Source organism: Streptomyces sp. (assembly GCF_035563135.1).
Classification (GTDB): domain Bacteria; phylum Actinomycetota; class Actinomycetes; order Streptomycetales; family Streptomycetaceae; genus Streptomyces.
In genome coordinates, this window is the sequence record NZ_DATMVN010000803.1 from 1 (window position 1) to 5,736 (window position 5,736).

General features: G+C 72.5%; 8 protein-coding genes. 2 read left to right on the plus strand and 6 right to left on the minus strand.

What is annotated here, in order from left to right; all coding sequences use genetic code 11:
• The coding region (locus VN520_RS35710) for an FHA domain-containing protein (RefSeq protein ID WP_325751106.1) at nucleotides 1–395 on the minus strand (395 nt) is incomplete at its 3' end.
• A 280-nt stretch (nucleotides 396–675) separates the two neighbouring features.
• Here VN520_RS35710 and serB point away from each other — a divergent pair.
• Entirely contained in the window at nucleotides 676–1,932 is a 1,257-nt protein-coding gene (serB, locus tag VN520_RS35715) for a phosphoserine phosphatase SerB (RefSeq protein ID WP_325751107.1), read from the plus strand.
• A gap of 71 nt (nucleotides 1,933–2,003) precedes the next feature.
• Here serB and VN520_RS35720 read toward each other — a convergent pair whose 3' ends face one another.
• From VN520_RS35720 to VN520_RS35735, 4 genes are all read right to left on the minus strand, one after another.
• Nucleotides 2,004–2,522: a histidine phosphatase family protein gene (locus tag VN520_RS35720; RefSeq protein ID WP_325751108.1), complete on the minus strand. Its 519-nt coding sequence runs from the start codon at nucleotides 2,520–2,522 to the stop codon at nucleotides 2,004–2,006.
• Between the two features lie 98 nt (nucleotides 2,523–2,620).
• Nucleotides 2,621–2,827 carry a hypothetical protein gene (locus VN520_RS35725; protein ID WP_325751109.1) on the minus strand — a complete coding sequence of 69 codons (207 nt, stop codon included), beginning with the start codon at nucleotides 2,825–2,827 and terminating at the stop codon, nucleotides 2,621–2,623.
• A gap of 135 nt (nucleotides 2,828–2,962) precedes the next feature.
• A complete protein-coding gene (locus tag VN520_RS35730) occupies nucleotides 2,963–3,079 on the minus strand; it encodes an SGM_5486 family transporter-associated protein (protein ID WP_086010434.1) in 117 nt (38 codons plus the stop codon).
• 17 nt (nucleotides 3,080–3,096) lie between these two features.
• Nucleotides 3,097–4,341, minus strand: a complete 1,245-nt coding sequence (locus VN520_RS35735) for a CynX/NimT family MFS transporter (RefSeq protein ID WP_414720057.1) — start codon at nucleotides 4,339–4,341, stop codon at nucleotides 3,097–3,099.
• Between the two features lie 153 nt (nucleotides 4,342–4,494).
• Between VN520_RS35735 and VN520_RS35740 the strand changes: the two genes are divergently transcribed.
• Nucleotides 4,495–5,169 (plus strand): FadR/GntR family transcriptional regulator, encoded by a 675-nt coding sequence (locus tag VN520_RS35740; protein ID WP_325751111.1) that lies wholly within the window; start codon nucleotides 4,495–4,497, stop codon nucleotides 5,167–5,169.
• An 11-nt stretch (nucleotides 5,170–5,180) separates the two neighbouring features.
• On the opposite strand, the gene VN520_RS35745 is transcribed toward VN520_RS35740, so the two are convergent.
• Nucleotides 5,181–5,552, minus strand: coding sequence for a hypothetical protein (locus tag VN520_RS35745; RefSeq protein ID WP_325751112.1), 372 nt, complete (start codon nucleotides 5,550–5,552; stop codon nucleotides 5,181–5,183).
• Nucleotides 5,553–5,736: the final 184 nt, after the last annotated feature.

Here is a 5,736-nt window from a genome sequence, read left to right on the forward strand (position 1 = left end):
TGCTGCACGTGCGGGGCGGGCGCGTTCTGCACATGGGGGGCGGGCGCCTGCCGCGCTCCCGGCGCCTGCCCGCCCTGGACTCCGGCGGCCGCCGGTGCGGTGAGGCTCAGCCGCGGCCCGTCCGTGGCGTTGCCCAGGTGGACCGAGGTGCCCGGGGCGATCTCCATCTGCTGGACGCGCCGGCCCTGCACATAGGTGCCGTTCGTGCTGCCGTGGTCCTCGACGGACCAGCTGCGGCCGTTCCAGCTGATCGTGGCATGCCGCCAGGAGACCCTGGCGTCGTCGATCACCAGGTCGCCCTGCGGATCACGTCCGAGGGCGTACGACCTGGACGGATCGAGCGCCCAGGTCCTTCCATTCAATTCAAGTACGAGTTCCGGCACTCCGCGCCCCACTAGTCGTCCCCCGAAATGCCCCCCGTCGCAGGGAGCCTAGGGATGCTGAACATCGTGGGGAACTATTCCAGGAGCGGTCCCGTAACGGAAAGCCGGGCGGCGCGAAGACCGCGCGGAGGCCGGCCGGCCCCTCCGCCGGCCCGGGAGAAACAGGTCCGGAGCGTCCCGTCCGGGGCGGCCGGCCCCCGGCCCTCCGGCCCCGCCGGGGCCCGGCCGCCGGGTGTCCGCCACTCGGGACGGCTTCGGGGTCCGCCCCGCGGCCCTATACGGTGGGACCACCATGAGCGCATCTCAGCCACCTCGGTCACCCCGGTCTCCTGAGCCCTCCGAAGCCCCTCGGGGCACGGACGCCCCCACTCTTCTCGTCAAGATCTTCGGGAAGGACCGGCCGGGCATCACCGCCGGACTTTTCGACACCCTGGCCGCCTACGCCGTCGACGTCGTGGACATCGAACAGGTCGTGACCCGCGGCCGCATCGTCCTGTGTGCCCTGGTGACCTCGCCGGCCCCGGGCGGTACGGCCGAGGGCGACCTCCGGGCGACCGTGCACAGCTGGGCGGAGTCGCTGAAGCTGCAGGCCGAGATCATCTCGGGCACCGGCGACAACCGCCCCCGTGGCGACGGCCGTTCCCATGTGACCGTGCTGGGGCACCCGCTGACCGCGGAGTCCACGGCGGCCATAGCGGCCAGGATCACCTCCACCGGCGGCAACATCGACCGGATCTTCCGTCTGGCGAAGTACCCCGTCACCGCCGTCGAGTTCGCGGTGTCCGGCACCGGCACCGAGGAGCTGCGCACCGCGCTGGCCACGGAGGCCGCCGGCATCGGCGTCGACATCGCCGTCGTGTCGGCAGGGCTCAGCCGCCGGGCGCAGCGGCTGGTCGTCATGGACGTGGACTCGACGCTCATCCAGGACGAGGTCATCGAGCTCTTCGCGGCCCATGCCGGCTGCGAGGCCGAGGTGGCCGCCGTGACGGAGCAGGCGATGCGCGGTGAGCTCGACTTCGAGCAGTCCCTGCACGCCCGTGTGGAACTGCTGGCCGGACTCGACGTGTCGGTGGTGGAGAAGGTGCGGGCGCAGGTGCGGCTGACCCCCGGCGCCCGCACCCTCATCCGGACGCTCAAGCGGCTCGGCTACCAGGTGGGCGTGGTCTCGGGGGGCTTCACCCAGGTCACGGACGACCTCAAGGAGCGCCTCGGGCTCGACTTCGCCTCCGCCAACACGCTGGAGGTCGTCGACGGCAAGCTCACCGGCCGGGTGGTGGGCGACATCGTGGACCGGGCCGGCAAGGCCCGGCTGCTGCGCAGTTTCGCGGCGCAGGCGGGGGTGCCGCTGGCCCAGACGGTGGCGATCGGTGACGGCGCGAACGATCTCGACATGCTGAACACGGCCGGCCTGGGGGTCGCCTTCAACGCCAAGCCGGTCGTCCGTGAGGCCGCCCACACGGCGGTGAACGTCCCCTTCCTGGACACCGTGCTGTACCTGCTCGGGATCACCCGCGAGGAGGTCGAGGCCGCCGACGGCCTCGTGGACTGACCGCACGGGGTCGGCACGCGGGAAGGGGCGCCGGCGCACGGGGTGTGCCGGCGCCCCTTCCCGCGTCGTGCTCAGTCGTTCGGCGTCCAGTATTCGACGAGCTTGCCCACTCCGTGTTCCAGGGTCTTCCAGGGGCCCGAGAACTCGACGACGGCGTAGGCGGCGGTCGGGAAGCCGTCCCTGGTCATGCGGGCGAGCGCGTCGCCCTCGGCACCGCCCGAGAGCGCGTCCGCGGCACCGTGCATGCCGGGATTGTGGCCGATGACCAGCAGGTTCCGCACGTCGTCGGGGGTCTCGTCGAACAGGGCGATCAGTTCGCCGAGGGAGGCCTCGTACAGCCTCTCCTCGTACACGGTCCTGGGGCGCTGCTCGAACTCGTGGACCGCGAGCTTCCAGGTCTCGCGGGTCCTGGTCGCGGTCGAGCACAGAGCCAGGTCGAAGGCGATGCCTGAATCGGCCAGCTTGCGGCCGGCGACGGGGGCGTCCTTCCTGCCCCGTTCCGCCAGTGGCCGCTCGTGGTCGGACTGCTGCGACCATTCCGCCTTTGCGTGCCTGAGAAGGACGATCCTGCGAGGTGTATCGGCGCTCATACACCTCAGCTTCGCATGAATGACGCCTCCGGGCGCAGGGTGTTGACGCGCCGGTCCGCCGGGGGTGCACGAGGGCGCCGGGGTGCGTACGGGGCCCGTCAGGCGGGCACCAGCCCCAGGATGTGCCCGAGGAGCCGCCCGATCGCGGGGTCACCGGCCGCCGCGTGCGCCTGGCCGGGTTCCGCGATCAGCAGGAGGAGCGCGGCGAAGGCGAGGGCGGGCAGCGCGACGGCCCACCACGGCAGCCTGGCCTCGACGGTGTCCGTGGCCGGGCGGTGGGTCCGGGTGGGTGTACGGGCCGGCATGTCCGCCTCCTGGGTCCTCGGCTGTGTCACGCCGAACCTACGGGCCGGCCGGCGGCGGTCCCATCCGGCGGCCCACCCACTCGACCCTGAACCTGGCCCCCTAGGGGATACGGGGGCCAGCCCCACCTCGGGGGGTCAGGGGGAGGCGATCGTGGCGATCACGCCGATGACCACGGAGATGAGAAGCATCGTGCCGAACACGAGGAGAAGCTTCTTCTGGCCGTTCTGGGGATTCGGATCGAGCACTGGCATGCGCACAGTCTCGCATCTCAGCACTCGTCCTCGATCGTCCGGTCCCGCCCCGCGAGCACCCCTGCCGCCATCTGCGGCACCAGGAGCCCCGCCATCAGGGCGATCGGCAGCCCCCAGCCCCCGCTGTGCTGGTAGAGCACGCCGACGAGCAGCGGTCCGGGGGCCGCGATCAGATAGCCCGTGGACTGCGCGAAGGCGGAGAGCCTGACCACACCGGCGCCGGTGCGGGCGCGCATCCCGATCATGGTGAGGGCGAGCGGGAAGGCGCAGTTGGCGATGCCGAGCAGGAGGGCCCAGAGCCAGGCACCGCCGGCGGGGGCCAGGTAGAGGCCGGCGTAGCCGACGAGGCCGCAGCCTCCGAGGACCAGGGCGATCACTCCCTGGTTCTTCAGACGGGCGGCGGCGCGCGGGATGACGAAGGCGAGCGGTACGCCCATGGCCATGGTCACGGCGAGCAGGACTCCTGCGGTGCCGGCCGAGACCCCGGCGTCGCGGAAGATCTGCGGCATCCACTGCATGGTGATGTAGGCGGCCGTGGCCTGGAGACCGAAGAAGCAGGCGAGCGCCCAGGAGGTGCGGCTGCGGGTGATCCTCAGCGCGGGAGCCTGCTGCGCGGTCTGCCCGGCGGTCCGCTCCGACCCGGGGCCGCGCTTGCGCACGAGCGGTATCCAGGGCAGGACGGCGACGGCCGCGAGGCCCGCCCAGACCACCAGCCCCGCCTTCCAGCTCCCGCCCAGCGCGTCCGTCAGGGGCACGGTGAGGGCTGCCGCGAGGGCGGTTCCCAGAGCCAGGGCCATCGAGTAGAGCCCGGTGACGGTGCCGACCCGGTCGGGGAACCAGCGCTTGACGATGACCGGCATCAGGACGTTGCTGACCGCGATGCCCATCAGGGCGAGGGCGCTGGCGGCGAGGAATCCGGCCGTGCCGCCCACGAAGGGGCGCAGCAGCAGGCCCGCGGCGATGGCCGCCATGCCCGCGCAGACGACGGCGCTCGGGCCGAACCGGCGCGCCAGCCGCGGCGCCGCGAAGCCGAACAGCGCGAAGCAGAGCGGCGGTACGGAGGTGAGGACCCCGGCGACGCTGCCGCTCATGTGCAGCCCGTCCCGGACCTCTTCGAGGAGGGGGCCGAGGCTGGTGATGGCGGGCCGGAGGTTCAGCGCGGCGAGGACCAGGCCGACGGTGACGATCCGCAGCACCCAGGGCGAAGGCCCGGACGCGGATTCTCCGGGCGCCGGGGCGCCGGCGGTGGCCGGAGGGCTCATGGTCGGGGTCTCGTCGTGACGCATGAGCCCCATCATAGAATCATGGGATGATTGACTGTCCACTCCCGTTCTCTCCCTGGGACAATCGGGAGGACAATCCGACGGGCCCGCACCTCCTGGACCACCCCCTCCGGAACACGAGCAAGGAGCACCATGGCGCTGACGTCCACGCGGCGTTCGGCTCTCGCCGACCAGGTGATTGCCCAGCTGAGGAATCAGATCACCTCGGGTGAGTGGCCCGTGGGCTCACGGATCCCCACCGAACCCGAGCTGGTCGAGCAGCTCGGGGTCGCCCGCAACACGGTGCGCGAGGCGGTGCGCGCCCTGGCCCACAACGGGCTGCTGGACATCCGCCAGGGCTCCGGCACGTATGTGGTGGCGACCAGTGAGCTGGCGGGGGTGATGCACCGCCGCTTCGCGGACGCCGACCCCCGGCACGTCGCCGAGCTGCGCTCCACGCTGGAGTCCTCGGCGGCCCGGCTGGCCGCCCTGCGGCGTACGGACCGGGATCTGCGGCAGCTCGACGCGCTGATGGCGCGGCGCGAGGAGGTGTGGGCGTCCGGGGACGCGGAGGCCTTCGTGGCCGTCGATGCGACCCTGCACCTCGCCGTGGTCGCCGCGTCGCACAACGACGTCCTGACCGAGCTCTACGCCGACCTGAACGACCTGCTCCGCGACTACCTGCGCGACGACGTGGGCACGGAGCTGGGGCCGGAGGAGCTCATGGACCACACGCGGCTCGTGGAGGCGATCAGGGCGGGCGACGCCGCGACGGCGGCGGCGGAGGCCGCCGCCCACGCGCTGCACTGCCTGCGGGAGCGGGTCTGAGGGCCGGCCGCTCAGGAGGAGACCGAGTGGCTCACCCAGGCCGAGCCGACCTCTTTCCAGCAGCGGTCCTCCAGCTTGACCGTCCGGCCCGGCTGCACCGCGACCGCGCCGCCGTCGGCGTCGACGTCCCACCACCGGGCGCACTCGGTGTGGAGCCGGACGAGATCGGTCGTGGGGTACGGGTTGTGGCAGTAGGCGACCACCTGGGATCCCTCGATCGCCGTACGGCATTCGGCGCCCGAGGGACCGGGTTCCGGGACGAGGGGTGCCGCCGCTCCGCTCTGCGCCCGGCCGGCCGCGCTCACGGCCACCGGGGCCAGGAGCCCCGCGACGCCGGCTGCCGCTGCGAGCAGGGCCCAGGTTCGGCGACGTGTGGAGCGCACAGCCATCTCCTCCCCACAGCCTGACCAGAAGTCCGGTTCCACCACATTCTGCGGTGGGACGGCCATCTTTTCGACTTGAGCGCCGGGAGAGCCGCAGGACACGCGCGACGGCCGCGTACTCCGGGCGAGGAGTACGCGGCCGTCGGTGGGACGGGGGCGAGGGGGTCAGGCACCCATCATGTGC

Bases quoted from the DNA above. Each gene is read 5' to 3' on its own strand.
- VN520_RS35730 (WP_086010434.1), bottom strand. From the start codon at position 3,079: ATGCCAGTGCTCGATCCGAATCCCCAGAACGGCCAGAAGAAGCTTCTC.
- VN520_RS35735 (WP_414720057.1), bottom strand. From the start codon at position 4,341: ATGAGCCCTCCGGCCACCGCCGGCGCCCCGGCGCCCGGAGAATCCGCG.
- VN520_RS35725 (WP_325751109.1), bottom strand. From the start codon at position 2,827: ATGCCGGCCCGTACACCCACCCGGACCCACCGCCCGGCCACGGACACC.
- serB (WP_325751107.1), top strand. From the start codon at position 676: ATGAGCGCATCTCAGCCACCTCGGTCACCCCGGTCTCCTGAGCCCTCC.
- VN520_RS35720 (WP_325751108.1), bottom strand. From the start codon at position 2,522: ATGAGCGCCGATACACCTCGCAGGATCGTCCTTCTCAGGCACGCAAAG.
- VN520_RS35740 (WP_325751111.1), top strand. From the start codon at position 4,495: ATGGCGCTGACGTCCACGCGGCGTTCGGCTCTCGCCGACCAGGTGATT.